General features: G+C 47.0%; 24 protein-coding genes, 1 CRISPR repeat array and 1 riboswitch. Of the genes, 7 read left to right on the forward strand and 17 right to left on the reverse strand.

Going from position 1 to position 26,817, the window contains the following annotated elements; genetic code table 11:
- A partial coding sequence (locus LPW36_RS09985) for an IS1 family transposase (RefSeq protein ID WP_230608631.1) occupies nt 1–110 on the forward strand: 110 nt, incomplete at its 5' end.
- A 7-nt stretch (nt 111–117) separates the two neighbouring features.
- Here the strand turns inward: LPW36_RS09985 and LPW36_RS09990 are convergent.
- Entirely contained in the window at nt 118–339 is a 222-nt protein-coding gene (locus tag LPW36_RS09990; protein WP_230609528.1) for a hypothetical protein, read from the reverse strand.
- 191 nt (nt 340–530) lie between these two features.
- On the opposite strand from LPW36_RS09990, the gene LPW36_RS09995 reads away from it, so the two are divergent.
- Nucleotides 531–881 carry an AraC family transcriptional regulator gene (locus LPW36_RS09995; protein WP_230609529.1) on the forward strand — a complete coding sequence of 117 codons (351 nt, stop codon included), beginning with the start codon at nt 531–533 and terminating at the stop codon, nt 879–881.
- A 60-nt stretch (nt 882–941) separates the two neighbouring features.
- On the opposite strand, the gene putP is transcribed toward LPW36_RS09995, so the two are convergent.
- Nucleotides 942–2,432: a sodium/proline symporter PutP gene (gene putP, locus LPW36_RS10000; RefSeq protein WP_230609530.1), complete on the reverse strand. Its 1,491-nt coding sequence runs from the start codon at nt 2,430–2,432 to the stop codon at nt 942–944.
- A gap of 636 nt (nt 2,433–3,068) precedes the next feature.
- Between putP and putA the strand changes: the two genes are divergently transcribed.
- Together putA and LPW36_RS10010 are read left to right on the forward strand one after the other, a co-directional pair.
- A complete protein-coding gene (gene putA / locus LPW36_RS10005) occupies nt 3,069–7,043 on the forward strand; it encodes a trifunctional transcriptional regulator/proline dehydrogenase/L-glutamate gamma-semialdehyde dehydrogenase (protein WP_230609531.1) in 3,975 nt (1,324 codons plus the stop codon).
- 185 nt (nt 7,044–7,228) lie between these two features.
- Nucleotides 7,229–7,984 (forward strand): IclR family transcriptional regulator, encoded by a 756-nt coding sequence (locus LPW36_RS10010; protein WP_230609532.1) that lies wholly within the window; start codon nt 7,229–7,231, stop codon nt 7,982–7,984.
- A gap of 89 nt (nt 7,985–8,073) precedes the next feature.
- On the opposite strand, the gene LPW36_RS10015 is transcribed toward LPW36_RS10010, so the two are convergent.
- The 3 genes from LPW36_RS10015 to LPW36_RS10025 all read right to left on the reverse strand — a co-directional run bounded on the left by LPW36_RS10015 (nt 8,074) and on the right by LPW36_RS10025 (nt 12,100).
- Nucleotides 8,074–8,994 (reverse strand): dihydrodipicolinate synthase family protein, encoded by a 921-nt coding sequence (locus LPW36_RS10015; protein WP_230609533.1) that lies wholly within the window; start codon nt 8,992–8,994, stop codon nt 8,074–8,076.
- A gap of 76 nt (nt 8,995–9,070) precedes the next feature.
- Nucleotides 9,071–10,786, reverse strand: coding sequence for a dihydroxy-acid dehydratase (gene ilvD, locus LPW36_RS10020; protein WP_230609534.1), 1,716 nt, complete (start codon nt 10,784–10,786; stop codon nt 9,071–9,073).
- A 42-nt stretch (nt 10,787–10,828) separates the two neighbouring features.
- On the reverse strand, nt 10,829–12,100 hold the full coding sequence (locus LPW36_RS10025; RefSeq protein ID WP_338085979.1) for an MFS transporter: 1,272 nt from the start codon (nt 12,098–12,100) through the stop codon (nt 10,829–10,831).
- A gap of 312 nt (nt 12,101–12,412) precedes the next feature.
- Here LPW36_RS10025 and LPW36_RS10030 point away from each other — a divergent pair, with 312 nt between their 5' ends.
- The gene (locus tag LPW36_RS10030; protein WP_230609535.1) at nt 12,413–13,513 is read left to right on the forward strand and encodes a glycerol dehydrogenase; all 1,101 of its coding nucleotides are present in this window, start codon (nt 12,413–12,415) and stop codon (nt 13,511–13,513) included.
- 258 nt (nt 13,514–13,771) lie between these two features.
- Here the strand turns inward: LPW36_RS10030 and LPW36_RS10035 are convergent, their stop codons facing one another.
- Nucleotides 13,772–14,512, reverse strand: a complete 741-nt coding sequence (locus LPW36_RS10035) for a tetratricopeptide repeat protein (RefSeq protein ID WP_230609536.1) — start codon at nt 14,510–14,512, stop codon at nt 13,772–13,774.
- A 277-nt stretch (nt 14,513–14,789) separates the two neighbouring features.
- Between LPW36_RS10035 and LPW36_RS10040 the strand changes: the two genes are divergently transcribed.
- Nucleotides 14,790–16,388, forward strand: coding sequence for an ABC-F family ATPase (locus LPW36_RS10040; protein WP_230609537.1), 1,599 nt, complete (start codon nt 14,790–14,792; stop codon nt 16,386–16,388).
- Between the two features lie 74 nt (nt 16,389–16,462).
- On the opposite strand, the gene rhlE is transcribed toward LPW36_RS10040, so the two are convergent.
- The 8 genes from rhlE to moaA all read right to left on the reverse strand — a co-directional run bounded on the left by rhlE (nt 16,463) and on the right by moaA (nt 22,545).
- On the reverse strand, nt 16,463–17,866 hold the full coding sequence (gene rhlE / locus LPW36_RS10045; protein WP_230609538.1) for an ATP-dependent RNA helicase RhlE: 1,404 nt from the start codon (nt 17,864–17,866) through the stop codon (nt 16,463–16,465).
- 278 nt (nt 17,867–18,144) lie between these two features.
- On the reverse strand, nt 18,145–18,846 hold the full coding sequence (locus LPW36_RS10050; protein ID WP_218465453.1) for a Bax inhibitor-1/YccA family protein: 702 nt from the start codon (nt 18,844–18,846) through the stop codon (nt 18,145–18,147).
- 162 nt (nt 18,847–19,008) lie between these two features.
- Nucleotides 19,009–19,587, reverse strand: a complete 579-nt coding sequence (locus LPW36_RS10055; protein WP_230609539.1) for a flavodoxin family protein — start codon at nt 19,585–19,587, stop codon at nt 19,009–19,011.
- Nucleotides 19,588–19,764: 177 nt separating this feature from the next.
- Nucleotides 19,765–20,217, reverse strand: a complete 453-nt coding sequence (moaE, locus tag LPW36_RS10060; protein ID WP_420844763.1) for a molybdopterin synthase catalytic subunit MoaE — start codon at nt 20,215–20,217, stop codon at nt 19,765–19,767.
- A gap of 13 nt (nt 20,218–20,230) precedes the next feature.
- Complete coding sequence (gene moaD, locus LPW36_RS10065; RefSeq protein WP_230609541.1) at nt 20,231–20,476, reverse strand: molybdopterin synthase sulfur carrier subunit; 246 nt, start codon at nt 20,474–20,476, stop codon at nt 20,231–20,233.
- Complete coding sequence (moaC, locus tag LPW36_RS10070) at nt 20,473–20,982, reverse strand: cyclic pyranopterin monophosphate synthase MoaC (RefSeq protein ID WP_230609542.1); 510 nt, start codon at nt 20,980–20,982, stop codon at nt 20,473–20,475. Before moaC ends, moaD begins: the two co-directional genes overlap by 4 nt.
- 8 nt (nt 20,983–20,990) lie before the next feature.
- Nucleotides 20,991–21,512, reverse strand: coding sequence for a molybdenum cofactor biosynthesis protein B (gene moaB, locus LPW36_RS10075; protein WP_230609543.1), 522 nt, complete (start codon nt 21,510–21,512; stop codon nt 20,991–20,993).
- A gap of 49 nt (nt 21,513–21,561) precedes the next feature.
- Nucleotides 21,562–22,545, reverse strand: a complete 984-nt coding sequence (moaA, locus tag LPW36_RS10080; protein WP_230609544.1) for a GTP 3',8-cyclase MoaA — start codon at nt 22,543–22,545, stop codon at nt 21,562–21,564.
- Nucleotides 22,534–22,671: riboswitch (molybdenum cofactor riboswitch) on the reverse strand. (Overlaps the previous gene by 12 nt.)
- 285 nt (nt 22,672–22,956) lie before the next feature.
- Here moaA and yvcK point away from each other — a divergent pair.
- Nucleotides 22,957–23,868: a uridine diphosphate-N-acetylglucosamine-binding protein YvcK gene (gene yvcK, locus LPW36_RS10085; protein ID WP_230609545.1), complete on the forward strand. Its 912-nt coding sequence runs from the start codon at nt 22,957–22,959 to the stop codon at nt 23,866–23,868.
- A gap of 60 nt (nt 23,869–23,928) precedes the next feature.
- On the opposite strand, the gene LPW36_RS10090 is transcribed toward yvcK, so the two are convergent.
- The 3 genes from LPW36_RS10090 to csy3 form a co-directional block, all read right to left on the reverse strand.
- A complete protein-coding gene (locus tag LPW36_RS10090) occupies nt 23,929–24,402 on the reverse strand; it encodes an outer membrane lipoprotein (RefSeq protein ID WP_230609546.1) in 474 nt (157 codons plus the stop codon).
- A gap of 294 nt (nt 24,403–24,696) precedes the next feature.
- Nucleotides 24,697–25,024: direct repeats of the CRISPR family, unit length 28 nt; unit sequence TTTCTAAGCCGCCTATACGGCGGTTCAG.
- Between the two features lie 182 nt (nt 25,025–25,206).
- Nucleotides 25,207–25,815: a type I-F CRISPR-associated endoribonuclease Cas6/Csy4 gene (gene cas6f / locus LPW36_RS10095; RefSeq protein ID WP_230609547.1), complete on the reverse strand. Its 609-nt coding sequence runs from the start codon at nt 25,813–25,815 to the stop codon at nt 25,207–25,209.
- A 3-nt stretch (nt 25,816–25,818) separates the two neighbouring features.
- A complete protein-coding gene (gene csy3 / locus LPW36_RS10100) occupies nt 25,819–26,811 on the reverse strand; it encodes a type I-F CRISPR-associated protein Csy3 (RefSeq protein WP_420844762.1) in 993 nt (330 codons plus the stop codon).
- Nucleotides 26,812–26,817 lie beyond the last annotated feature (6 nt).

Here is a 26,817-nt window from a genome sequence, read left to right on the forward strand (position 1 = left end):
TGCGAACCCATCTTAAACGGTTGACCCGCAAGACTATCTGCTTCTCAAAGTCAGAAGAAATGCACGATAAGATCATCGGATGGTATCTGACGATCAATCATTACCACTAAATCTGCGTCACGACCTAAAATTAGTGCCTCTGTATCTGATTCTTGCAAACAACATGTCACCGTTATTATCTTCCAGTTCAGCAATGGCCACCATATTCATGGTGTTGGTATAAAACTCTATTGCCTTTCTGACATCTGGCACACTGAGTGCAGTGGTCAGCCAGGTTAATCCAGGCCACGGATGGCTGCGATCTTCAACGTTATCAAACCAGTTTGCCTTCTTAGTCATTTTACATCCTCTTAATATGCGTTACCCCGATGAGGTTTTAAAATTACTTTTACCTCAACGATCTCCCTTTTATACCCATCTCACATCAAACAAAAAAATAACCACTTTTCCGCAACCCATGATAAGTATTGCTCTCATCCCCCGTTATAATCCCCCACAGGAATTATAAATACTAAATGGAACAATACCTTATGCGGAAGTCCAAAACTGAACAAAATTATCGCCACCGGGTTCAGCAGGTTCATCGCCTGATTGCCGCATCTTTAGATGAACCAGTGAATATCACGGCACTGGCAAATGAACGGGAAGACCAAAATATCCGCACCATCAAACTGGCCGCCGGACGCTATGCGCGATACCGTCATACGGGCCCCTATAATACGCTGGAACAGGCTTACAATACTTTCTATGGTCAGTGGCTACCTGACAGCGGCTATGAGTGTGCAGACCAGCCACCGTTCGAGATTTATATCAACAGCCCTTACGATACGCCGGAGGCTGATTTAATCACGGACATCTACATGCCGGTTAAAGACAAGTAATCGAAAATTTGCATAAAAAAATGGCGCCGTCTGGTGCCATAAATAAAGCACATCAATGAATTATTCTTTTTCGCTCTGAAACTCTTTTTCAGCTTCATTAAAGCGAGCAATCATTTTTTCTGTTGGCTGACTGCCAATCTTACTGAAAATAACAATGGCGATAGAAGCAAAAATAAAGCCCGGAATAATTTCGTACAGGTTAAACCACCCGAACTGTTTCCAGACCAGTACCGTTGCCGCACCAACCACCATACCGGCCAGCGCACCATTTCTTGTCATACCTGACCAGATAACCGACAGCAGGATCACCGGACCAAAAGCAGCACCAAAACCTGCCCAGGCATAAGCCACCAGACCCAATACCCGATTATCCGGGTTAGCGGCTAACACAATAGCAATCACCGCAACCAGCAATACCATCAGACGACCTACCCACACCAGCTCATTCTGGCTGGCATTTTTGCGCAGGAATGCCTTATAAAAATCTTCCGTTAATGCGCTTGAACACACTAACAACTGACAGCTCAGCGTACTCATTACCGCCGCCAGAATCGCCGACAGCAGAACACCCGCTATCCACGGATTAAACAGTAACTTGGCCAGCTCAATAAATACGCGTTCGCCGTTTTCACTCACATTCCCCGCCAGACCCGGGTTATTAGAGAAGAACGCGATACCAAAAAAACCAACGGCTACCGCACCACCCAGACAGAAAATCATCCAGGTCATACTGATACGGCGGGCGTTGTGGATCACATGGTGAGAATCCGCCGCCATAAAACGTGCCAGAATATGCGGTTGCCCAAAGTAACCTAACCCCCAGCCCAACAGCGAAAGAATGGCAACAAAGTTCAAACCTTTAAACATATCCAGGTATTCCGGGTTTTTCGCCGCAATCACAATCATTGAGCTGTCGATACCACCGACCGCGATAATCACCATCACCGGGGTAAGAATCAACGCAAAAATCATCAGCGATGCCTGAACGGTATCTGTCCAGCTAACAGCAAGAAACCCTCCTATAAAGGTATAGGCTATAGTTGCCGCCGCGCCAACCCATAATGCTGTTTCGTAGTCCATACCGAAGGTACTTTCGAACAGTCTGGCACCGGCAACGACCCCGGAAGCGCAGTAAATAGTGAAGAAAATTAAAATCACGACCGCAGAAAAAATTCTTAAAATACGACTTTTATCTTCAAAGCGCGTGGTGAAATAGTCCGGTAGTGTTAGTGCATTATGGTTAATCTCGGTATGAACCCGTAAACGACCGGCAACAATACGCCAGTTCAGGTAAGCTCCAATGGTTAAACCGATAGCAATCCAGCTTTCCGAAATACCCGACAGGTAAACGGCCCCCGGCAAACCCATTAACAGCCATCCACTCATGTCCGAGGCACCGGCAGATAACGCGGTCACAAAACTCCCCAGACGGCGACCACCCAAAATGTAATCACCAAAGTTGTTAGTTGCCCGATAGGCAGCTAACCCAATTACAATCATTCCCACGATATAGACCACAAAGGTCACTAACATTGGCATGCTGGCGCTCATGCAACTCTCCACTTTCATTATTTTAAATATTTAGTTGACGTTTTTCATCGCTGTTGCGGGAAGTGCCTGAACCAGTTCTGATTGAACAGAAGCGAGAACGAAACTATCCCGAAGCTTCGCCACTGCCAGAAAACGGCACGCGAGATCTAAGTAAAAACGCGAATTTAATGAGTTACCTGCAATTCAGTCCGTTTTACAATCCTAGTCAAAAAAATAAAAAATTAACAATATAATTAACAATTAAATCACACTTATGTTACGGCAGATCACATTTATAAAATTATTACCCTGCCTGCAACAAAATTCCCTGCCCATCCATCGTGCACAAAAGTCCGGAATTATCCATACCTTATCAATAGATTACAAGTCTATGTCAGATATTCCAAAAAATAGCATTTAAATAGAATTATTCACCATCATGGATCGAGATCACATAATAGGTGCAACCATATTAAAACAAAGTTGCAACATTAGGGTTTTACTGCCTATTCTCAGTGAGCGGTAATTTTTCAATCAACATAACCATTTATCTAATTTTTGATGTTTTACGTTTCTTTCGGGCTGATTTATTCAGCGATACGAGCGAAGCTCATTAATAACCACCTGATTTTTGATAACAGGCGTAGAGGAAATAAAATGGGAATGACCACCATGGGCGTCAAGCTGGATGAGGCGACACGCGACCGGATAAAAAAAGCGGCCCAAACCCTGGACCGTACTCCTCACTGGTTGATTAAACAGGCTATTTTCAATTATTTAGAACAGTTGGAACAGGGCAACATCCCTTTCGAGCTGTCTGCCAGTGAACAGGATAACCGGCAAGATGACGATACTCTGCCAGAGCCAGAACCCGAGCAGGCCTGCCAGCCTTTTCTGGAGTTTGCTGAAAATGTGCAACCACAATCCGTCAATCGTGCCGCGATTACTGCCGCCTACCGCACACCGGAAACCGAAATTATTCCGCGCCTGCTGGAACAAGCACGCCTGACCACCGAGCAAAGTAACGCCACCCATCAGCTTGCCTATAAACTTGCTGATAAACTCCGCGGACAAAAAACCGCTATTGGCCGTGCCGGTATGGTTCAGGGATTATTACAAGAATTTTCACTCTCCTCTTCTGAAGGAGTGGCGCTTATGTGTCTGGCGGAGGCACTACTGCGTATCCCGGATAAAGCGACGCGTGATGCCCTCATCCGTGACAAAATCAGCAATGGTGACTGGCATTCCCATCTGGGGCAAAGCCCCTCGCTGTTTGTTAATGCAGCAACCTGGGGGTTATTGTTAACCGGAAAGCTGGTTTCCACCCATAATGAATCCCAACTCTCATCTTCCCTTAATCGAATTATCAGCAACAGTGGTGAACCGCTTATTCGCAAAGGGGTGGACATGGCGATGCGTCTGATGGGGGAACAGTTTGTGACTGGCGAGACCATCTCTGAAGCGCTGGCTAAGGCCCACAAACAGGAGGATAAAGGTTTCAGTTACTCCTACGATATGCTGGGTGAAGCCGCGCTGACTGAAGCCGATGCTCAACGCTATCTCTTCTCCTACCAACAGGCGATTCATGCTATCGGTAAAGCTGCCAATGGCCGTGGGGTTTACGAAGGTCCGGGGATCTCTATTAAGCTGTCAGCACTCCACCCGCGCTACAGTCGGGCACAATATGAACGGGTAATGGGCGAACTCTACCCTCGCCTGCTGGAGTTGACCCTGTTAGCACGCCAATATGATATTGGTTTAAATATTGATTCTGAAGAGGCTGACCGGCTGGAAATCTCACTGGACCTGCTGGAAAAACTCTGTTTTGAACCGCGGCTGGCTAACTGGAACGGTATTGGTTTTGTGGTTCAGGCCTATCAGAAACGTTGTCCTTATGTGATTGACTCGCTGATCGATCTGGCCCATCGCAGCCAGCATCGCCTGATGATTCGTTTAGTCAAAGGCGCTTACTGGGACAGCGAAATTAAACGTGCACAAATTGACGGGCTTGAAGGCTATCCGGTGTATACCCGTAAAGTGTATACCGATATCTCTTATCTGGCCTGCGCCCGTAAACTACTGGCGGTGCCTGAGGCGATTTATCCGCAGTTTGCCACCCACAATGCCCATACGTTGGCAGCGGTTTACCATCTGGCAGGCAATAACTACTATCCTGGTCAATATGAATTCCAGTGTCTGCACGGCATGGGGGAACCACTCTACTATCACGTCGTTGGTAAACACAGTGATGGTAAATTACAACGGCCCTGTCGTATTTATGCGCCGGTTGGTACCCATGAAACCCTGCTGGCCTATCTGGTTCGTCGCCTGCTGGAAAACGGGGCAAATACCTCCTTCGTTAACCGCATTGCCGACCACAGCATCACCCTTGATGAGCTGGTAGCCGATCCGGTTAAAGTTATTGAAGCCCAACTGGTGGCAGAAGGTGAGCTGGGTAAACCCCACGCTAAAATTCCATTACCGCGCAACCTGTATGGCAATGCACGGCTGAATTCTAACGGACTGGATCTCTCTAATGAGCAGCGTCTGGCATCGCTATCCTCTGCGCTGTTAGCTGGCGTTTCCCACATCTGGTGTGCCGAGCCGATGATTGATGGTGAAGTCAGCGGCGATGTGACCACGGAAAAAGTCTTTAATCCGGCAGACAGCCGCGATTGTGTAGGGCGAGTCAGAGAAGCAACCGAACAGGATGCCGAACAGGCGCTCAACAGTGCGGTTAACTTTGCGCCTATCTGGTCAGCAACACCATCAGAACAGCGTGCAGAGCTGCTTAATCGCACCGCTTCTCTGATGGAAAACCAACTCCAACCACTGATTGGCTTGTTGGTCAGAGAAGCCGGGAAAACCGTGAGTAATGCGATTTCTGAAGTGCGTGAAGCCATCGATTTTCTACGTTATTACGCCGAAATGGTACAGCATGACTTTAGCAACGAAACCCACCGTCCTTTGGGTCCGGTCGTTTGCATTAGCCCGTGGAACTTTCCATTAGCTATTTTTACCGGTCAGGTAGCGGCCGCACTGGCTGCTGGCAATACCGTACTGGCTAAACCGGCAGAACAGACACCGTTAATTGCCGCGCAGGCCATTCGCCTGATGCATCAGGCGGGTATTCCTGCCGGAGCCGTTCAGCTATTGCCAGGAAAAGGGGAAACCATAGGTGCCAAACTGGTTAATGATAGGCGTATTCGCGGCGTAATGTTTACCGGTTCAACCGAAGTGGCAATGACGTTACAACGTAACATATCCGGAAGGCTTGATACTTTAGGCCACACCATTCCATTAATTGCTGAAACCGGTGGTTTAAACACCCTGATCGTTGACTCTTCTGCCCTGACAGAACAGGTCGTTAACGATGTAGTTGCCTCCGCCTTTGACAGTGCAGGACAACGTTGCTCTGCCCTGCGCATTCTCTGTCTTCAGGAGGAGATCGCCGACAAAACCATCACCATGCTGAAAGGCGCAATGAGTGAATGCAAAATGGGTAACCCGGACTGTCTATCAACGGATATCGGCCCGGTAATTGATGCTCAGGCAAAAGAGAATATTGAGCAGCATATTCAGACCATGCATTCCAAAGGGCGTAAAGTCTATCAATCATCATTTGACGGCAGTTCAGATAAGAGTCTGCTGACAAAAGGCACTTTCGTACAACCGACCCTGATTGAACTGGAAAACCTCAATGAGTTAACCAAAGAAGTATTTGGCCCGGTTCTGCATGTTGTACGCTATCAGCGTGAAAATATCGCTCAGTTAATTGAACAAATTAATGCCGCAGGCTACGGATTAACCATGGGTATTCACACCCGTATTGATGAAACCATCGCTCAAATTACCGAACGGGCAGCCGTAGGTAATCTGTATGTGAATCGCAATATTGTTGGTGCGGTGGTTGGCGTACAACCCTTTGGCGGCGAAGGATTCTCCGGTACCGGTCCTAAAGCCGGCGGCCCGCTCTATCTCTATCGCCTGCTGTCTCACCGTCCGGATGACGCCATCGCTAAAGCGCTGTCCCGCAGCGATCGGGAACGTCTGGTGGATACCCGTACTAAAGAGTTATTGCTACAACCGCTAAACGTATTTAAAGAATGGGCGCTGAAAAAGGAGAATCGCCCGCTGGCTGCCCTGTGCGACAGCTACGCAACCTATTCACAAACAGGCACGATTCGCCTGCTTACCGGCCCTACCGGTGAGCGCAATAGTTATGCATTAATGCCGCGCCATCGTATTTTATGTTTACATCACGAAGAGCACGACGCCCTGATTCAGCTGGCGGCCGTTTTAGCCAGCGGTTCAAAAGTGCTGTGGGTGGACCATAACTTTACCCGTTCGCTGCACAAAAACCTGCCGGAACAAGTTCAGTCACAAATTGGTTTTGTTGCCGACTGGCATAATACCGAAGTGGCATTTGACGGCGTGCTTTACCACGGTGACAGCGATAAGTTACAGCTGATTAGCGAACAAATCGCCCGCCGTGATGGGCCTATCTTATCGGTACAGGGATTCGCCCATGGGGATACCAACATTCTGTTGGAGCGTTTGATACTGGAACGAGCATTAAGCATTAATACTGCCGCGGCTGGCGGTAACGCCAGTTTGATGACAATTGGTTAATTTTATTTCACAGGGCTTGGTGTAGACTAAGCCCTGTGTTGTACCAATAATGCTCTTAACAGGGCAACGGCTATATGCCATTGATTCCCATGTCCGTTTTATTTAATTCCATATACTGGTTATACTAAGACCTACTCTGAATTCTGTTCAGCTCATTTAACAATGCCAATTGCATAAGTATCGCGATGAAAACAATCACTACACAAATTCCTGCGCTGGATAAAGTTGTTCGTATTTGTGACTTTTTATCTGATAAAAATGGTGCCACCTTTAGCCAAATTTATCAGGGCGTTGGCATTGCAAAAAGCAGCACTTCTTCTTTACTCAACGGTATGGTAGCGCACGGCCTGCTGCGTCAGGACAATGATAAATATTATCTTGGCCTGCGGTTGTATGAGTTTGGTAATAAAGCCGTCGAACAGTATGACATCAAAAAGATCGCCCTGCCGGTGCTAACGGCATTGCGCGATAAAACTAATCTGACCTGCCATTTAGGCGTATTACAGGGTTCCTCACCCATTTATCTGACCAAACTGGAAAGTCCGCAGGCGATTATTATCCGCAGTTGGGAAGGCAAGCGCCTGTCGCTGTACAGCTCTGGTTTAGGTAAAGCGCTGATGGCGCATTTAAGCGATGAAGAAGTTGATGCGCTGTTACCAGAAGATAAAGTTCTAACGCGTATTACCGATACCACGATTACCGATATTAATGTGCTAAAAGCCGAGCTGGCTGAGATCCGCGTGCGCGGCTGGGCCTATGATAATGAAGAGGATAGCCAGGGCGTTCGCTGTATCGCCGTTCCGGTACTGAACCCACAGGGCAAAGCTATTGCCGCTATCAGCACCTCGGGCGTAGCCTTCCAGATCCCGGACGATAAGCGGGAATATCTGGCCTCTCTGGTAATGGAAGCCGGGCAGCAACTGGCCCAACAGCTAAAATAACCTGAATAGTCCCCAAAACGCCTCAGACCTTCGCCAGTCGGCGAAAGTCTGATTGCTTTCTCAATAACAATTTTTATTCTACAGAAGAATTAACGATCCTGATAAGGCACGCCCGCAAAGGTTAATACTTTCATCAGTTGTTGTTTTTTCTCTTGTGATAATTTCTGCACCGGCGCTAAAACCTCGGTGGAAATATTCAACCCGCACAGTTTAATTGCTTGTTTAATCACGCCAAAAAACGGGATTTCCAGACTATATACCGTCGACAGGCGTGACAACTGACGCTGTAATTCAAACATGGTTTCATAATCTTTTGCTTTAAACGCCCGATAAATTCCGCAGGTAATCTGAGCCGCAAAGTTAGACGTTGCCGGAATTGCGCCATTCCCACCCATAATCAGGGTGTCCATCATATATTCGTCATAGCCGGAAAACACCACGAAGTTCGGGCGAATAGGCCGCACCTGATTAATAACCTCCCGTACATGACTGATATTATCCACGGTATCTTTAATACCAATAATATTGCTCACCTCTTTTACCAGACGGGCAATCAGGTTAACGCCGATATCCTGACCGGTTAACGCCGGGAAGTTATACAGAATAACCGGAGAACCAATGTTCTCAGCGACAGTGCGGAAGTGGTTATACATATATTCTTCGTTAAGCAATGCATAATAGGGGTTCAGTACCAGTACGGCATCCACCCCTAACTTATCTGCATGCTGACCAAACTCAATGACTTCCTGAGTGGAGGGACTGCTAATGCCTAATAATACAGGTACCCGACCAGCAATATGCTTTACCGCAAACTCAGCCACTTCAAAACGCTGCGCTTTCGGCATATGGCAAAACTCACCGCCACTGCCAAGGATCAGCATACCATCTACGCCATCATTGACTAATTTATCAATCAGCGCTCCCATTCCCACGGTATCCAGTCGTCCATCCGCATGAAATATCGTCGGCACCGGAGGAAAAACGCCTCTAAACTTATTCAGGTCAGTCATTGTATTATCCTGTCTTATTGCTAATGAATACATCTCTGTTGCTTTGCTTCCGTCATCGTTAAACCATGACGGAAGCTTAACTGGTATAGGCTCCAGCCATTAACGAGGCCGCACGCTGGGTGAACTGCTTGTACACCCCTTTACGATGGGAATAGTCCGGACGTACCCACTTAGCCTGACGTTCCGCCATAATAACGTCGATTTGCTCCGGCGTTTTATGCTCACCATTGATGCCAACGATATTCAGCTTACGGGCAGGTACATCCATTTCGATTAAGTCACCATCCTCCACCAGTGCAATCGGCCCACCGTCTGCCGCTTCTGGTGAAACGTGCCCTACACAGGGACCACTGGTAGCACCAGAGAATCGGCCATCGGTAATCAATGCCACCCGACCATCCAGACGGTTGTCATATACAATGGCATCGGTAGTCATCAGCATTTCCGGGGCGCCAGAACCTTTAGGCCCTTCGTAACGGATAAACAGCACATCCCCCGGATTTACCCGGTTATGAATAATGGCCTGCTGCGCATCTTCTTCTGAGTTAAACACTTTGGCCGGGCCCACGTGTTGATGCATATCGGCGCGACAGGCAGCATATTTGATAACCGCACCATCCGGCGCAATATTGCCTTTAAGAATAGCGATAGACCCCTTTTTAGTGGCTGACTCGGGCTTTCTGATCACCTCTTCCGGCTTCACTTTATGGTTAGCCAGATAGCCCTGATTACGTTCAAAGAAACCTGACTGTTGTAGCATATCCAGATTATCCCCCAGCGAACGTCCTGTTACGGTCATAACATCCAAATCCAGCTTGTCGCGCAGTAACCATTGAATCATGGGTACACCACCGGCAAACCAGAACAATTCTGTCACATACTCGCCGCTTGGCTGAATATTGGTGAGATAAGGAATATCATGATTGATACGGTCAAAGATTTCCGGCTTCAGTTCCCAGCCAAGTTCATGGGCGATGGCCGGTAAATGGATCAGCGCATTGGTGCTACCGCCAATAGCCGCATGCACTTTAATGGCGTTCTCAAATGCGGATGGCGTTAATATTTTTGCCGAGGTGATGTTCTTCTCCGCCAGATACATCGCCTGATGGCCCGCAGCACGCGCTACCCGACGGATCTCTGACATGGTGGAAGGCATGATGGCACTCCCCGGTAGCGCCATACCAAGGGCTTCTGACATACACTGCATGGTGCTGGCCGTTCCCATAAACTGACAGGCTCCGGCGGTAGGACAGCCACACTGTTGATGCGCTTCCACCTGCTTCACGCTAATCTCGCCTTTCTTCAGTTTGGCCGTCAGCCCACCCAAATCGGACGTGCTCATATTGGGTGCAGGGCGCATAGAACCGCCGGGAATATGAATTAATGGCATATCCAAACGCGCAGCGGCAATCAAATGGGCCGGAACCGATTTATCGCAGCTGGAAATCAGTACCGCACCATCATAAGGCACAACGGATGCATGGATCTCAACCATATTGGCAATGGCTTCCCGCGAGGCCAGAATATAGTTCATACCATCATGACCCTGCCCCCAACCATCACAAATATCGGTAACATGATGACGAACAGCACGACCGCCGCTTTCATGAACCCCCAACATAGTTTCATAACCCAGCTCATTAAGATGGAAGCTTCCCGGATGGCTTTCACCATAACAGTCATCAATCAGTACCTGAGGTTTCTGGGTATCTTCTTTGCTGTAGTTCATCCCCATACGTAGTGCATCTAACTGCGACCATAAATCACGAGCGCCCTGACATTTCTGTTTCATTTTGTGGTTCCTTTAATAATTAATTCATCACGACATTACGGATTATTTTTTAGGTGGCCGGGCGGTAATCGCCGGCAGCGTAAATAGCAGGAAAACCGCTATCATTAAGGCAGCAACCAGTACAAACATACCTGCCGTCTGGCTAACGGTCATGGTTAACAGCCCCACCAGATACGGACCTATAAATCCGCCTAAATTACCCAGTGCGTTAATGGTTCCACGCACTCCGCCTAATACATTGGATGGGAACAACAGCGGCGGCAGTGTCCAAAACGGCCCCGCATAGGCCTGCAAAAAGAAGCCACACAACACCATTACGCCATAAGAAAGCCAGATACTCTCTTTCAGCAACAGAGAAAGGGTTAAACAGACGGCAAAACCAACCAGTGGAATCGCGGTATACAGGCGGCGGTTCATCGTCTTATCACACCATTTGGCGATATAATATTGACCGAAGATACAAAGCACATAAGGTGCCGCAGTCAGCATCCCTACCATGGTCATCCCACTGCCTGTCAGGTTTTTAATCAGATTAGGCATCCACAGTGCAAAGCCATAGAACCCGACCTGAACAAAGAAATAGATACCAATCAGTTTCCACAGGTTTGGACTGCGAATAATGGTGCTGATACTGGCTTTATCATCAATGGAAGCCCCCATACGGTCCTCTTCCAGCTTTTTCTCAATCCACTCACGTTCCCGTGGGCCCAGCCATTTCGCCTGATGAGGATGGTCAGATACCAACGGCATCCAGACAAACAGCAGCGCCAGTGACAGTACCCCTTCAATGATGAACATTTCACGCCAGCCGTGCAGCTCAATTAACCAGCCGGACAGTGGGCCTGTAATAATCGAAGCAACTGCCAGATTCATCTGGAAAAAGGCAATGGCCCTGGCCCGCTCTTCATTAGGAAACCAGTGACCAATTAAGGCCAGAATTGCCGGATATACCCCTCCCTCAGCAACGCCAAGAATGAAGCGGATAATCAATAACTGAGTCGGGTTTTGCACAAAACCGGTTAGCAGGGCAAATCCTCCCCAGGCGACAATGGTCCAGGCAATAAATTTCCTGGCGCTGTAACGTTCAGCAATATGGCCGCCGGGTATTTGCAGGAAGATATAACCGATAAAGAAAATCCCTGCCACCAACCCGGCAAATGACGCCGTCATGCCTAAGTCTTTATCCATACCACCGGCAATACCGATTGCGATATTAGTTCGGTCCATATAAGCCACGATATAGACCAAAATGGTTGCCGGAATGATATGCATCCAGCGCCCTTTAGGAATAGGTTTACTTGAATCTGTGCTCATTAGTATGTTCCTTGGTTCAACCGCTAAATGATAAAAAACGCGAGTACGTTTGTTGTTTGTTATTCATTGTTACGCAATTTGTTCTGCATATAGAACAAATATTCAATATACGGAACAATATTCCTCGCGCTGCATAAAAGAGTCAATGGGGGAAATTGCCAAAGTTGAATATCTGTGAACTGACGCAACTTTCGCCATTCTGAAGTTGACGCCAAATAATTTCGGGAAGAATATACCCGCATACAGAACAGCAGTTCCACATAAAGAACAATAAGCACTGGTAACCATTTTTATCACGATTAAGGAGCTAAAATGATTACTACTGCTATTTTCCCCGGTCGTTACGTACAAGGTTCCGGGGCGGTTGAGAAGTGTTTAGGTGATGAGCTATCGCGCCTGGGTCAGAAGGCACTCATTTTGCAGGATCCCGTGGTTCATCAAAAGCTGGGCAGCCATATTGCTAAAGCGCTGGAGGGAAAAATTGCCTGTCAGGTTGAGGTGTTTAATAGCGAATGCTCTGATGAAGAGATCGATCGTATTTCGGCGCTGGCACAAAACTACGGTGCTGAAGTGATTGTAGGTATTGGCGGAGGAAAAACCTTAGATACCGCCAAAGCAACCGGCGCATTCCTTAAGCTTCCTATTGCTATTGTACCAACGCTGGCCTCTACCGATGCTCCATGCAGCTCTTTAGTGGTGATTTACACTCAGGAAGGCAAATTTAAGCGCTATATGATGATCCCCCGCAACCCTGACGTGGTGCTGGTTGATTCAAAAATTATCGCGCAGGCTCCGGTACGTTTTCTGGTTTCCGGCATTGGCGATGCGCTGGCAACCTGGTTTGAAGCAGAAGATTGCCGCATAAAAATGGCTGGCAATATGACCGGTCGCCCTGGCCCAATGTCGGCTTATGGTTTGGCGCGTTTATGTTATGACACCTTATTGCAATATGCGATACTGGCGAAATCGGCCTGCGAACAGCAGCAGGTTACTCCAGCGCTGGAGCTCGTTATTGAAGCTAACACCCTGCTCTCAGGATTAGGCTTTGAAAGCGGTGGTCTGGCCGCAGCACACGCCATCCATAATGGATTAACCGTGCTACCACAAACCCACAGTTACTGGCACGGAGAAAAAGTCGCCTTTGGCACACTGGCCATGCTGATGCTCACCGACCGTGAGCCCGAAGTGATTGATACGGTCTATAACTTCTGCCGCGATGTCGGTTTGCCAACCACACTGGCAGATATCGGGTTAAAACAGGTGAGCGATGACGATCTGATGAAAGTAGCAGAAGCCTCGTGCAATCAGGGGGAAACTATCCATAATGAACCTTATGAGATCTCCGCTGAAAATGTGTTGGCGGCATTAAGGGCGGCTGATGCAGAGGGGCAACGGCGTAAGCTGTTCGCCTGAGACAATAAAAAACAAGATGGCCTGCATCGCAGGCCATTTGAGACTGATGACAAAGTCAGATGATTCAGTTTTACGGGGTCAGTCCATCTAAGCCCGGAGCGCTCCTTAGTTAAGTACAGATGGTCTTCCGGCCGAGCACGAAAGTGATATGAGCAACATCGTTTTTACGGCCGGAATATTCACAGATACTGATTTATCAGCAGACTAAAATGAAATGCCCCACACCGCAGTCCATTTTATTAAGCTAAAAAACCAATATTACCCCAGCGCCTTCAGCTCCTGATGCACTTTCGTCAGCCACTCCTTATGCATTTTACGATAGTGCGGTTTAGCGCGACGGGCCATAACGGCAATCGTCTCTAACTGATGTTTAGCTTCCAGTTTATCGCCCTTTTCTGTCAGCAGTTGGTAGTAACGAAAGCGTGCTTCTGGTCCGGTGTAATACTCAACCAAAACTCTGAATTCATCTTCGGCTTTATCAAGACCGCCAGTTTGTTGCAGCGATCGGGCATACAGCAAATGACCGTCCTGAGAGCGATAGTCAGGATTAGCATCAATCAGTCGTTCCAGGGTTTTCAGGCAGGAGACCGGATCCTGACTGTCAAACTGTGCCTGAGCCAGCTTAACTAAAATGTCCGGATCCTGAACAAAAATACCGGTTAACGCTTTTTGATAATTCGCAACTGCTTCCTGTGGCCTGCCAATACGCAATAGTTCATCGGCTAAACGCACATAGTTCTGGCTGGTTTCGGTAATCACCAGCTCATCACGCAGCATACGCACATGACGTTCCGGATCCATCTTATCCTGTGCTTTACCCAACAGGCGCTTACCATCGCGGCTGCCTAGCAGGTCCGGTAATATAATAGCCAGTACATATATCGCACAACCAATACCCGGCAAACCAATAATGAGATACAGCCAATAACGTTCCTGTCCAGTTTTCACCACATGAACGCCACACATGATTTGAATAATAACCACCAGAATAACCGGCATTTCAGCACTCCCTGCCAAAAGTAAAACAATCGCTATAATGGAGGCATCATATTGCTGAGACGGCTGTCTGACAATGATTTCAGCATATAAACGCAGTAAAATAATAAATTATGAAATTAATTATCCCCTTATTTTCTATTTATAGAATTTAATTATTCTTTGCCATGAATCTGCAAAAAGAATGCAGAAAAAATAGTCTGCTCACAGGGATGCCTAAACCACCGCGATCTGTGGCATAATGTGCCTAATATCACACTTTCAACTATGAGTATTCGTTTTGTTAATCAGCAATAATATTACTATGCAGTTTGGCTCCAAGCCGCTGTTTGAAAACATTTCGGTCAAATTTGGCGGCGGTAATCGCTACGGTTTAATTGGTGCTAACGGTAGTGGTAAATCCACCTTTATGAAGATATTAGGTGGCGATCTGGCCCCTTCCGGCGGCAACGTATTTCTCGATCCAAATGAGCGCCTGGGTAAACTGAAACAGGACCAGTTTGCCTATGAAGAGTACAGCGTACTGGATACCGTGATTATGGGCCACGCTGAACTTTGGCAAGTTAAAGAAGAACGCGACCGCATCTATAATCTACCGGAAATGAGTGAAGAAGATGGGCTAAAAGTTGCCGATCTGGAAGTTCAGTACGGAGAGATGGATGGATATACTGCGGAGTCCCGCGCCGGTGAACTGCTGTTAGGTGTGGGTATTCCGGTAGAACAGCATTATGGCCCGATGAGCGAAGTGGCACCGGGCTGGAAACTGCGGGTATTACTGGCTCAGGCACTTTTTGCCGATCCGGACATTCTGCTGCTCGACGAACCAACCAACAACCTGGATATTGATACTATTCGCTGGCTGGAACAGACGCTAAACGACCGTAACAGCACCATGATCATCATTTCCCATGACCGTCACTTTCTGAATATGGTATGTACCCACATGGCCGATTTGGATTACGGTGAACTTCGTGTCTATCCGGGTAACTATGATGAGTATATGACTGCCTCAACTCAGGCCCGTGAACGCCTGTTGGCAGACAACGCCAAGAAAAAGGCCCAGATTAACGAACTGCAATCTTTCGTTAGCCGTTTTAGCGCCAACGCCTCCAAATCTCGTCAGGCAACATCACGCGCTCGTCAGATTGATAAAATCCAGTTGGAAGAAGTTAAGGCGTCCAGCCGCCAGAATCCATTTATTCGCTTTGAACAGGACAAAAAATTGTTCCGTAATGCGCTGGAAGTGGAAAACCTGTCAAAAGGTTATGACGGCAACGCCCCGCTGTTTAAAAACATCAATCTGATGCTGGAAGTGGGCGAAAAAGTGGCGGTGTTGGGTACCAACGGCGTGGGTAAAACAACGCTGCTGAAAACCTTAATCGGTGAATTAACCCCGGATTCAGGTCGCTTGAAATGGTCAGAAAACGCCAGTATTGGTTATTACGCTCAGGACCATGCCTCTGACTTTGAAATTGATATGACCGTGTTTGACTGGATGAGCCTGTGGATGCAGCCTAATGACGATGAGCAATCAGTGCGCAGCGTATTGGGTCGCCTGCTGTTCTCTCAGGACGATATTAAGAAATCGATCAAAGTCCTGTCCGGTGGTGAAAAAGGCCGTATGCTGTTTGGCAAACTGATGATGACTCGCCCTAACATTCTGATTATGGATGAGCCAACCAACCACCTGGATATGGAATCTATCGAATCACTGAATATGGCGCTGGAGCTGTATCAGGGAACGCTGATTTTCGTCTCCCATGACCGTGAATTTGTTAGCTCACTGGCTACACGCATCATCGAAATTACTCCGGAAAAAGTCACCGACTTCAGCGGTAATTATGATGATTATCTGCGTAGTCAGGGGATTAATAACTGATTAGTCAGCAAGAAATAAACAAAGGCCACCAGCAAGTTTATGTTGGTGGCCCTTTTTATTACTCACAACGGTATTTAACTACCCGCTGACTCCGAACGACGGGCGCCCGCATATGAAGCACGCCTTTGTTGAGCAGGTTTATCCGAGCGAGGCTTCTGGCTACGCGGCTTGTTGTCACCCCGACCTTCAGACTTATTGCCCCACGGACTATTGTTATCACTACGACCAGCATGTTGACCCGCAGCCGGACGAGCGCGTCCGGAATTTGGACGTCCACCTTGCCCTTGCCCCTGACCTCTCCCCTGACGACCATTGATAATAGGTTCAGCTTTAATGGTTGGATCGGGTTCATAGCCTGGTAAAGCAATACGTGCAATTTCAAACTTCAGCAGACGCTCAATATCACGCAGCAGTTTATGTTCATCAACACAAACTAAAGAGACCGCTTCTCCGGTACATTCAGCACGGCCGGTACGACCAATACGGTGAACATAATCTTCCGGGACGTTTGGCAACTCATAGTTAACCACATGAGGCAGATGGTCGATATCCAGACCACGAGCAGCAATATCGGTAGCGACCAATACACGAATTTTACCGTTCTTAAACTCATCCAGAGCACGAGTGCGGGCACCCTGACTCTTATTACCATGAATGGCGGAAGCGGTAATACCGTCTTTATTTAGCTGCTCTGCCAGATGGTTAGCCCCGTGTTTAGTACGGGTAAATACCAGCACCTGTTGCCACTGGCCTTCACCAATCATTTGTGACAGCAGCTCCCGCTTACGTTTTTTATCAACAAAATGGACCTTCTGATCCACCAGTTCTGATGGCGTATTGCGTTTTGCGACTTCCACAGAAGCCGGATTATGCAGCAGTTTAGATGCCAGCCCTTTAATCTCATCGGAGAACGTGGCAGAGAACAGCAGATTCTGGCGTTTGGCAGGCAGTTTAGCTAACACACGACGAATATCGTGAATAAAACCCATATCCAGCATACGGTCAGCTTCGTCCAGTACCAGAATTTCGACTTTAGATAAATCGACCGCATTTTGATGTTCTAAATCCAGTAAACGTCCCGGCGTCGCCACCAGTACATCTACCCCTCCGCGCAGCTTCATCATCTGCGGGTTAATGCTAACGCCACCGAAAACCACCAGTGAACGAATATTTAAATGGCGACTATAATCACGCACATTTTCCCCAACCTGAGCAGCCAGTTCGCGGGTTGGTGTCAAAATCAGTGCTCTGACCGGGCGGCGGCCACGAGCAGCTTCACCGTTTACCGTTAAACGCTGTAATAATGGGAGAGTAAAACCTGCGGTTTTACCGGTACCCGTTTGCGCACAGGCCATTAAATCACGGCCAGATAAAACAACAGGAATCGCCTGCTGCTGAATAGGTGTCGGATCGCGATAACCCTGTTCTTCAACCGCGCGCAAAATATCGGCACTTAAGCCGAGTGAATTAAAAGACATATAAGGAAAAACTCCAGACTCGCCCGGCAAACATTCCGTAGAGGAATAGTCGTTTGCTACGGTCCTGACGAGATTATTATTACGAGGTATGACGTTGAGGCATTACCGCGAGGAATATGGCGTAGACCGAAGTACGCCGGATGTAGTCAGTATAACAGAACTTCTATCAGTTAGTGTAACTATTCAGAATTTCACTAATTAACGATTGATTATCAACTTTTTAGAAACAATAAGGGCGCGAAATCGCGCCCTTATTCAATATTGCCTTGCGGATGATATTAGCGGCGATCGCCTAAAATACGCAGCAGCATTAAGAACAGGTTGATGAAGTCTAAATAGAGGGTTAAAGCACCCATAATAGAAGACTTACGGTAACCTTCTCTGTCATCGATAGAGACTTGCTCACCAATGGCTTTCAGTTTTTGTGTGTCATAAGCGGTTAAACCAACAAACACAATAACGCCGATATAGGTGATTGCCCAGGTCAGCGCCGGGCTCTTAAGGAAAATATTGACCAGTGAAGCCAGCAGAATACCAATCAGGCCCATAATCATCATGCTGCCTAATTTGCTTAAATCACGCTTGGTGGTATATCCGTACAGGCTCATAGCACCAAAGGTACCGGCAGTAACAAAGAAAGTACTGGCAATTGAGCTGCTGGTATAAGCAATAAAGATACTGGATAAGGTTAATCCGGTCAGAACCGAATAGAGCATAAACAGCGTTGTGGCTAAAGCACCACTAATGCGGTTAAGCATACCGGACAGGAAAAACACCACGCCCAGTTGCACAATAATCAGACCAAAAAAGGTGATATTGCTGGAGAAAATGAATGACTGAAGCGCAGTTCCGGTAACAAACCAGGCGGTAAATGCAGTCAATAACAGACCGCAGGTCATCCATCCGTAGACCTGAGCCATAAACGCCTGAATACCGGTATTGGCGTGTTCTACGATAGTACCGTTGTGACGTGGATCCATTAATTTTGTCCTTCTTATCTCATAAGCCAAAAAACAGGGGTGAAAACAGCTAAATTTACCCAAGGTTATCACATATTATGACACCTGATGGCAAAAATAATTTCGTAATGTCTGGTAAAGATAGATGGATATTCCTCCTTTCACCCGACATCTGAGCGTGGTTTATACGCCTGACCAACGCCGGGCTAACTGAGCGATACGCTGACCAAACAGACGAGCGGTTTCCAGTTCCCCTGACAGTGGCGCTTCTTCTACAGAAGCATCTGCCGGAGACACCGTCATCAACCCGGAAACACCGGCGATATAGTTAACATCCTGACGCGTTGCCGCTTTGGTATTGGATGGCAACATCCCCATACCCGCCCAAATACCGCCATGCTGTTGGGACAGATGAAACATATAGTCCAGCGTACTGAGCTTATCGCCATTCATACTGGCTGAGTTAGTAAAGCCAGCGAACAGTTTATCTTTCCACAACAGTGCAGACCAGGGTTTGGAAGAGGCATCGGCAAACTTCTTAAACTGCCAGGAAGGGCCACTCATATAGGTAGGACTACCAAAGATAATGCCATCGGCAATGGAAAGAATAGCCCATGCCTGTTCCGGCAAATTGCCTTCTGCATTGATGGCCAATATATCAACCTGTGTGCCACTGATTTCCGTTAATCCTTTTGCTACTGCTTCGGCAACTTTTGCCGTATGTCCGTATCCACTGTGATACACCATTGCTATACGAGCCATTAAAACCTCTTTAAAACCGAAAAAAACAAAGCCTGCCCTGAACTTCAGACAGGCTTTTACAACCGGGGAATTATATCATTTTTAACAAAGAATGGGATGACGATAAGGGAGATAGTTGGGTATCAAACGCAATTTACGTTTTACATCTCCCTGCGGTTCTCTTTTATTGCAGATTAACTACCAGCGTTCAGCCGCCTGTTTGTCGCTATCGCGGGATTCCACCCAACGGTCACCTTCCTGAGTCGCTTCCCGCTTCCAGAATGGCACTTTCGTTTTCAGATAATCCATGATGAATTCCGCCGCTTCAAACGCAGAACTGCGGTGAGCGCTGGTTACACCAACAAAGACAATTTCATCACCGGGAAACAGTTCACCAATACGATGAATAAGGCTAACCCGCTGTAAAGGCCAGCGCTGACGGGCTTGCTCAATAATCTCAGACAGTGATTTTTCTGTCATTCCCGGATAGTGTTCAAGGGTGAGAGCGCTGACGCTATCGCCTAAATTATGATTACGCACTTTACCGGTGAAAGTCACCACCGCGCCATCATCATCACACTGAGACAACCACTGATACTCATCACCAACCTGAAATGCTGCCGGACTTACGGTAATGCGGGTATTGCTAATATCTGGCATTGCCTCACCCTCCGGTAACCGGTGGAAAAAATGCCACTTCATCACCATCCGCAATAGGGTGATCGGCCATCACTAAAGTCTGATTAACCGCCATCAGCAATTTCCCCGGCTCTAACGCCAGCGGCCATTTATTACCACGGGAGCATAAAGCCTGACGCAGTGCTTCTACCGTTGGGTACTCCGGTGCCAGTTCCAGTTGTTCAGTACCAACCAGCTCTCTTACCTGAGCAAAAAATATCACTTTAATCATGATGTTTTATTTTCCTTTGCTACTGCCCCGCCCTCAGCCAAAAAGTCGCCGGATTTACCGCCGCTTTTCGCCAACAGTCTTACCGGACCAATAACCATATCTTTCTGCACCGCTTTACACATATCATAAATCGTCAGGGCCGCTACCGAGGCAGCGGTTAACGCCTCCATCTCAACCCCGGTTTTTCCGGTTAAACGACAGCATGACTCAATACGGACCCGATTACTTTCAGGTAAGGCTTCAAGGGAAACCTCTACTTTGCTGAGTAACAATGGATGGCAAAGAGGAATCAACTCCCAGGTACGCTTTGCCGCCTGAATACCAGCGATACGTGCGGTAGCAAATACATCACCTTTATGATGGCTACCCTGCATGATCATCGCCAGGGTCTCGGCTTTCATCTCAACAAATGCTTCGGCTCTGGCTTCTCTGACCGTTTCACTTTTTGCTGAAACGTCCACCATGTGCGCTTCGCCAGAAGCATTTATATGGGTTAATTGTGACATGTCGTGGTTTATCTCTGTTTTTTGCTTAAGTGAGGTAAAAAGTTACAGGGCCGATGGCGGGCATCCAGCTGTTCAACAATGATGCGCTCCCACGCCATTTTGCAGGCATTGGTTGAACCGGGTACCGCAAAAATAATGGTTTGATTAGCAATACCGGCCAGCGCACGGGACTGGATGGTAGAAGTACCAATATCTTCATACGACATCATTCGAAACAGCTCACCAAAACCTTCCACTTCGCGGTCAAACAGCGGTGAAATGGCTTCCGGTGTATTATCTCTGGCGGTAAAGCCGGTACCGCCAGTAATCATCACTGCCTGTACCGATTCGTCTGCTACCCAACCGGAAATTACCGCACGAATTTGGTAAATATCATCTTTAATAATACGTTTATCAACCACCTGATGGCCGACCTGTTTGGCCGCTTCCACCAGATAATGGCCAGAAGTATCCTCTGCTTCCCCGCGGGAATCAGAAACGGTTAATACCGCAATGGATACCGGAATAAATTCGCTGGCTGCATGTCCCATGTAGGCTCCTTAAATCATAATGTCTGTTGATAACCCGCGTTGCGGGCTATCAGCCGCCAATAAATGACAGGTTTTGCGTAATGCCGCTATTACCCTGATGCAGGAAGTGCGTCTGTTTTTTAGTTTGAAGTTTTTCCTGAATGCGATCTTTTAACGCTTCGAGCTGACTATCCTCTTCCAGCAGGTCGCGCAGTGAAATACCCTGCTCACCAAACAGGCAAAGATGTAAATGACCAACCGCAGAAACCCGCAGGCGGTTACAGCTCAAACAGAAATCTTTTTCATAAGGCATGATCAGGCCGATTTCGCCCTGATAGTCGGGATGACTAAATACCTGTGCCGGGCCATCGCTACGGCTACGAATCGCCTGTTGCCAGCCTCTTTCCAGCAGTTGCTGACGGATCACTTCACCGGAAACATGGTGTTTACGGAACAGGTCGGTTCCCTCTCCGGTTTCCATCAGCTCAATAAAACGCAGCTGAATTGGGCGGTGTTTAATCCAGTCAAGAAAGGTCGCCAGGCTACGATCGTTTACATCACGCATCAGCACGGTATTAACTTTGATTTTTTTGAATCCGGCGGCAAATCCGGCATCGATACCTTCCATCACCTGACGGAATTTATCCTGACCAGTGATAGCGTGAAACTGGCGGGCGTCCAGACTATCAACGCTGACGTTCACCGAGGTTAACCCGGCATCTTTCCAGCTCTGAATATCTCTCGCCATCCGATAACCATTGGTGGTTACTGCCAATGTTTTTATGGCTGAATTTTCACGGATCGCTGCGACAATATCGACGAAATCACGGCGTAATGTCGGTTCGCCACCGGTCAGGCGGACTTTCTCCGTTCCGAGCCCGGCAAAGCCACGCCCCACGCGTTTAATTTCGTCAAGAGTAAGGAACCGCTTGTTTGAATTTGGTTTATAACCATCAGGCAAACAGTAGTTGCAACGGAAGTTGCAAACATCGGTAATCGATAAACGCAAATAATAGAATTTGCGATCAAAAGCATCGGTCAATTGCGATACCATAAAACACCTTTCCAATATCGGGAGGCGCAGGCATTTCTACCATACACCCTGGTGACGTTAAGCCACGGCTGCAGCACCATATCATTGACTGACTTAGGTCGGAGCAGCTCAGAGTTTCATTTCATTGTATGCTCTAATTCGGTTGATGACTAACAACTGAGTGATTAACAGAGCAATATATAGATATTAATGTGTAATTTCGCTTACTGCCAGAATTATAAATCGTTATGTAATTATTTATATAACGTTTATTCTTCAATTTATTTGTAAGCACCTTACTGAAAAACCCGATGATGTAGCTTGATATAAGTCAATGTTGACCCATGTCATGCAAAATCACTCAGATTTCGCCTTTTGTTTTAAAATCGGGTACCTTATGCCGCAAAAATAAGCTTCACAAAAAGGAATGTTATGCGTAATCGCACCTTGAACGATCTGGAACATGTGGTGGCGCTTGGCGGAGGGCACGGTTTAGGCCGGGTAATGTCAGCACTCTCTCCTTTAGGTTCCCGCCTTACCGGTATCGTGACCACCACCGATAATGGAGGTTCAACAGGACGCATCCGCAAATCAGAAGGCGGGATTGCCTGGGGCGATACCCGTAACTGCCTGAACCAATTAATTACTGAACCCAGTGTCGCTTCCACCATGTTTGAATATCGCTTTAGCGGCAACGGTGAACTGGCTGGGCATAATCTGGGGAATCTGATGCTTAAAGCGCTGGATAACCTCAGCGTTCGCCCTTTAGAAGCAATAAACCTGATTCGTAATTTATTAAAAGTACGTGCTTATCTGATCCCCATGTCTGAACATCCGGTGGATCTGGCTGCAGTCGATGTGGAAGGCAATGTGGTATATGGTGAAGTCAACGTCGACAGCCTGAAACAGATGCCGGAAAAATTGTTGCTGGAACCGCATGTACCGGCAACCCGGGAAGCTATAGAAGCTATTGATGAAGCGGAACTAATACTGATCGGCCCCGGAAGCTTTATGACCAGTCTGCTACCGCCGCTGCTGTTAACTGAAGTCACTCAGGCGCTGCTCCGTAGTAAAGCGAAGATCATCTATATTGGTAATCTGGCTAAAGAGTTAAGCCCGGCAGCTGCCGCACTTCGTCTGAAAGATAAAATGGATATTATTGAGCAAGCCATCGGCGGCCGAAAAATTGATGGTATCGTTATTGGCCCTCATACCAGCCCGGAAGGCATTACCGATAAGGTCATTGTTCAGCAACCTCTGGAAGCAGAAGATATTCCTTATCGTCACGATCGTGAAATGCTGCATAAAGCCCTGGAAGCAGCGCTACAAAAATTCGGCAGATAGAACAACATAAAAAACGCGAGGATTGTTTATCTCTCGCGCTTTTTTATTTCAATTTATCCACTACTTCTGAGAGCGGGTATCTGCCACTACGCGAGTTGGCCTACCTTCAATAACCAATACTTTTTGACCATTAGACAGGGGCTGATCCATACCCTGCGCAACGGTAATCAAGCCATTACTTTCAGTTTGAATCACATATTCAATGGCCTGCTGCTTAGAGGCACTGCTTTCTACCGCTGACCCCAGCATACCACCTAATAAAGCACCACCAATTGCGCCCAACGCATTAGCCCGGAAACCGCCGCCAATAGCAGAACCTGCCACACCACCGGCCGCTGAACCAACCAGCCCACCAATGTTGTTATTACCTTCCACATCAACAACTCTTGAGCTAACAATAACCCCCGCATAAGTGCGGCTGGCTTGCCCAACTTGCTTATCATTGTATGAACTTGAAGAGATATTCGATGCGCATCCTGCCATGCTTAATACAATACAAGCGATGCCCAGAGTTTTAATAAATAGTGATTTCATCTTGATTCTCCCTTTTAGACTTAATTGTCTGCTATCAATCCTGATACACCGACGTTGACATTCCTGTCAGGTGAATAGAGTAAGTATAACAGCAGAGTACTGCATTCTCCTGAGAACCATCTGAATTAACAGATTAAACAACCCGTTAATCAAACGGTTAGTTTATTGAGGCATCGACGTTTTCTTAGAATCTATTGATTATGCGTTGGGAAGAGTTGTTGGTTTTGTGGGCGATGGGAGGGCCGCCTATGCGGCGGTTCAGAGCGAAGGGCAGATAATCACGCGGATTTACAATTTCTAAGCTGCCTATACGGCGGTTCAGGCGCAGGCGCTCCGCTTGATTGCCCCTCGACTTTTCTAAGCCGCCTATACGGCGGTTCAGACATCTTAGGCTGTCCATAGCTTTCTTTTGTCTTTCTAAGCCGCCTATACGGCGGTTCAGGATCCGTTTGCGGGTAGCGGAACAACGGGCATTTTCTAAGCCGCCTATACGGCGGTTCAGTGGGGTGGTTATAAAGACTGGCTGCCGGTGCTTTTCTAAGCCGCCTATACGGCGGTTCAGCACAGAACTCATTAAGCGCTGTTCTCCATGTCTTTCTAAGCCGCCTATACGGCGGTTCAGTAGACATTAAAAGCTAAAATCCCCCTGAACACCAAACAATTTAAGGAGATCCCATGTTTAAATATCTGAATACCCTTTTTCTGACCAATACTCTAATCTATTGTTTTATATAGACAGATTTTTTCAGTCAAAAAAAGGGTATCGCATTAAAACCAAGTTATTAAGGAACCCCTACTTTATAATTAAAAAATAGGGACACTCGCTTTAGCAACAGGATCGCTTAAACCATACTTCGTCAGCGTACCTTTCAACTCCCTGCTTTCTTCTCGACTGATGAATAGATGAAAATGATTTTTTTCATCATCATATTTAGAGCTATGGCTAACTAAATGAATAAACGGCAACTGACAACGTAGTTTGTTAATGAAGCTCTGTAGATTTTTTTGGGCTATCTCATTCCAATTCCCGCCTGCTTTTTTCAATAAAAACTGACGTTTTCTCTCAATATCACGTTCTGTTTTTGCATGTTTACGAGCAAATAGTGCGTACCCTTTCACCACCGCAGGCACTGGTGTAATTTGGCTAATCAATACATAGCCAAATAGACTGGATACTGTACCGGTAAGCTCTAACTGAGATAAATCTTGCTCGGTGCCATGCAACCGTAATATCGGGCCTAAAGTCGTATTGCGATGATTCTCAGAATCAAAGCAGTAGCAAGGAAAGCTAACGCCTACCGGAACACCACTATCAACTAACTTGAGATGTAACTGATAAAACAGTTGATTCATCACTAATGGTGTAGCGATTTCAGGGTTAGGCAAAATCTGGATATCAATATATCTATCCATACATCACTCCTTTCCACTTTCACCAAATACTCCACCACGAATCAATGTTGCTGCCACATAGTGCTGTTCCGTCTGAGAGGGAATCTGATCTTTCAATATCCATGCATCAAACAGAGTATAGAAATCTGTTTTTGCCTTTGGCTGGCGAAATGCGGTTCCCATAGAGGTAACTGCACCATAAGGTTCAACCGCTATAGGAAATTGAGCATCAGGGTACCAGGTATCAATCGTTCTTAATGCATTGCTAATTTTTTGTGAGTGCATCGCCGCGGCTTCATCAATTTCATACAACGTCTTACTTTTCTTCCCTTTATCCAGTATCAATTCTTGTGATGGATAAACTTCCTGCCCCTGACCCACTTTTGCATAAGCTTCTATTTGTAGTAGAACAAACTTCTCGCCCCTTAATCCCTGTTTAATCAGCTTCGTCAGGTCTTGCAGTTGATTATCGGTTTTATCAAAATCCATTAACGAATACTCTTTCCCTTTAAAGGTCAGAGTCTTATCGCCTTCGATTTTAACAACAACATCAATGAATTCGGCCCCCATGCGATTGCGCCATAAAAAACGTCCGTTGGCGATATTAGTTGCGTAACGCTTTGCCAACTCATCAAAACCAACGTTATCAATATAAGTTTTCAACGTTTGCTCCAACTTATTTTGATATTCAGCGTCATTGCATACACAGGGTTTGCCAGTAAATGGCAGAACTTTCAAACTCCATTTAACCACCAGCGTATCGTTCTCCTGGCTTAAGGCTGCCATATCTACCGTTTGCAGATTGGCTTTTTGGATTTCCGCATCCAACTTTGCCGGGTCACTGGCAACGGTATTTTTTAATCGATTAGAAATAGTGCCACGCACTGATTTTTCACTGATTTTAACTTTAACCTGGCGATCCCGTTGTACCCAATTTGTCTGATAAAAAATCCCATCGGAAACATCAAAGTTACGTTCGAAAGCTAACACTGACGCAGTTTTTAATTTGGACATCATGTCTCT

It is taken from the genome of Limnobaculum eriocheiris, assembly GCF_021010575.1.
Classification (GTDB): domain Bacteria; phylum Pseudomonadota; class Gammaproteobacteria; order Enterobacterales; family Enterobacteriaceae; genus Limnobaculum; species Limnobaculum eriocheiris.

Coding starts and splice junctions, on each gene's coding strand:
- LPW36_RS09990 (WP_230609528.1), bottom strand. CDS start 339: ATGACTAAGAAGGCAAACTGGTTTGATAACGTTGAAGATCGCAGCCAT.
- LPW36_RS09995 (WP_230609529.1), top strand. CDS start 531: ATGCGGAAGTCCAAAACTGAACAAAATTATCGCCACCGGGTTCAGCAG.
- putP (WP_230609530.1), bottom strand. CDS start 2,432: ATGAGCGCCAGCATGCCAATGTTAGTGACCTTTGTGGTCTATATCGTG.
- putA (WP_230609531.1), top strand. CDS start 3,069: ATGGGAATGACCACCATGGGCGTCAAGCTGGATGAGGCGACACGCGAC.
- LPW36_RS10010 (WP_230609532.1), top strand. CDS start 7,229: ATGAAAACAATCACTACACAAATTCCTGCGCTGGATAAAGTTGTTCGT.
- LPW36_RS10015 (WP_230609533.1), bottom strand. CDS start 8,994: ATGACTGACCTGAATAAGTTTAGAGGCGTTTTTCCTCCGGTGCCGACG.
- ilvD (WP_230609534.1), bottom strand. CDS start 10,786: ATGAAACAGAAATGTCAGGGCGCTCGTGATTTATGGTCGCAGTTAGAT.
- LPW36_RS10025 (WP_338085979.1), bottom strand. CDS start 12,100: ATGAGCACAGATTCAAGTAAACCTATTCCTAAAGGGCGCTGGATGCAT.
- LPW36_RS10030 (WP_230609535.1), top strand. CDS start 12,413: ATGATTACTACTGCTATTTTCCCCGGTCGTTACGTACAAGGTTCCGGG.
- LPW36_RS10035 (WP_230609536.1), bottom strand. CDS start 14,512: ATGCCGGTTATTCTGGTGGTTATTATTCAAATCATGTGTGGCGTTCAT.
- rhlE (WP_230609538.1), bottom strand. CDS start 17,866: ATGTCTTTTAATTCACTCGGCTTAAGTGCCGATATTTTGCGCGCGGTT.
- LPW36_RS10050 (WP_218465453.1), bottom strand. CDS start 18,846: ATGGATCCACGTCACAACGGTACTATCGTAGAACACGCCAATACCGGT.
- LPW36_RS10055 (WP_230609539.1), bottom strand. CDS start 19,587: ATGGCTCGTATAGCAATGGTGTATCACAGTGGATACGGACATACGGCA.
- moaD (WP_230609541.1), bottom strand. CDS start 20,476: ATGATTAAAGTGATATTTTTTGCTCAGGTAAGAGAGCTGGTTGGTACT.
- moaC (WP_230609542.1), bottom strand. CDS start 20,982: ATGTCACAATTAACCCATATAAATGCTTCTGGCGAAGCGCACATGGTG.
- moaB (WP_230609543.1), bottom strand. CDS start 21,512: ATGGGACATGCAGCCAGCGAATTTATTCCGGTATCCATTGCGGTATTA.
- moaA (WP_230609544.1), bottom strand. CDS start 22,545: ATGGTATCGCAATTGACCGATGCTTTTGATCGCAAATTCTATTATTTG.
- yvcK (WP_230609545.1), top strand. CDS start 22,957: ATGCGTAATCGCACCTTGAACGATCTGGAACATGTGGTGGCGCTTGGC.
- LPW36_RS10090 (WP_230609546.1), bottom strand. CDS start 24,402: ATGAAATCACTATTTATTAAAACTCTGGGCATCGCTTGTATTGTATTA.
- cas6f (WP_230609547.1), bottom strand. CDS start 25,815: ATGGATAGATATATTGATATCCAGATTTTGCCTAACCCTGAAATCGCT.
- csy3 (WP_420844762.1), bottom strand. CDS start 26,811: ATGATGTCCAAATTAAAAACTGCGTCAGTGTTAGCTTTCGAACGTAAC.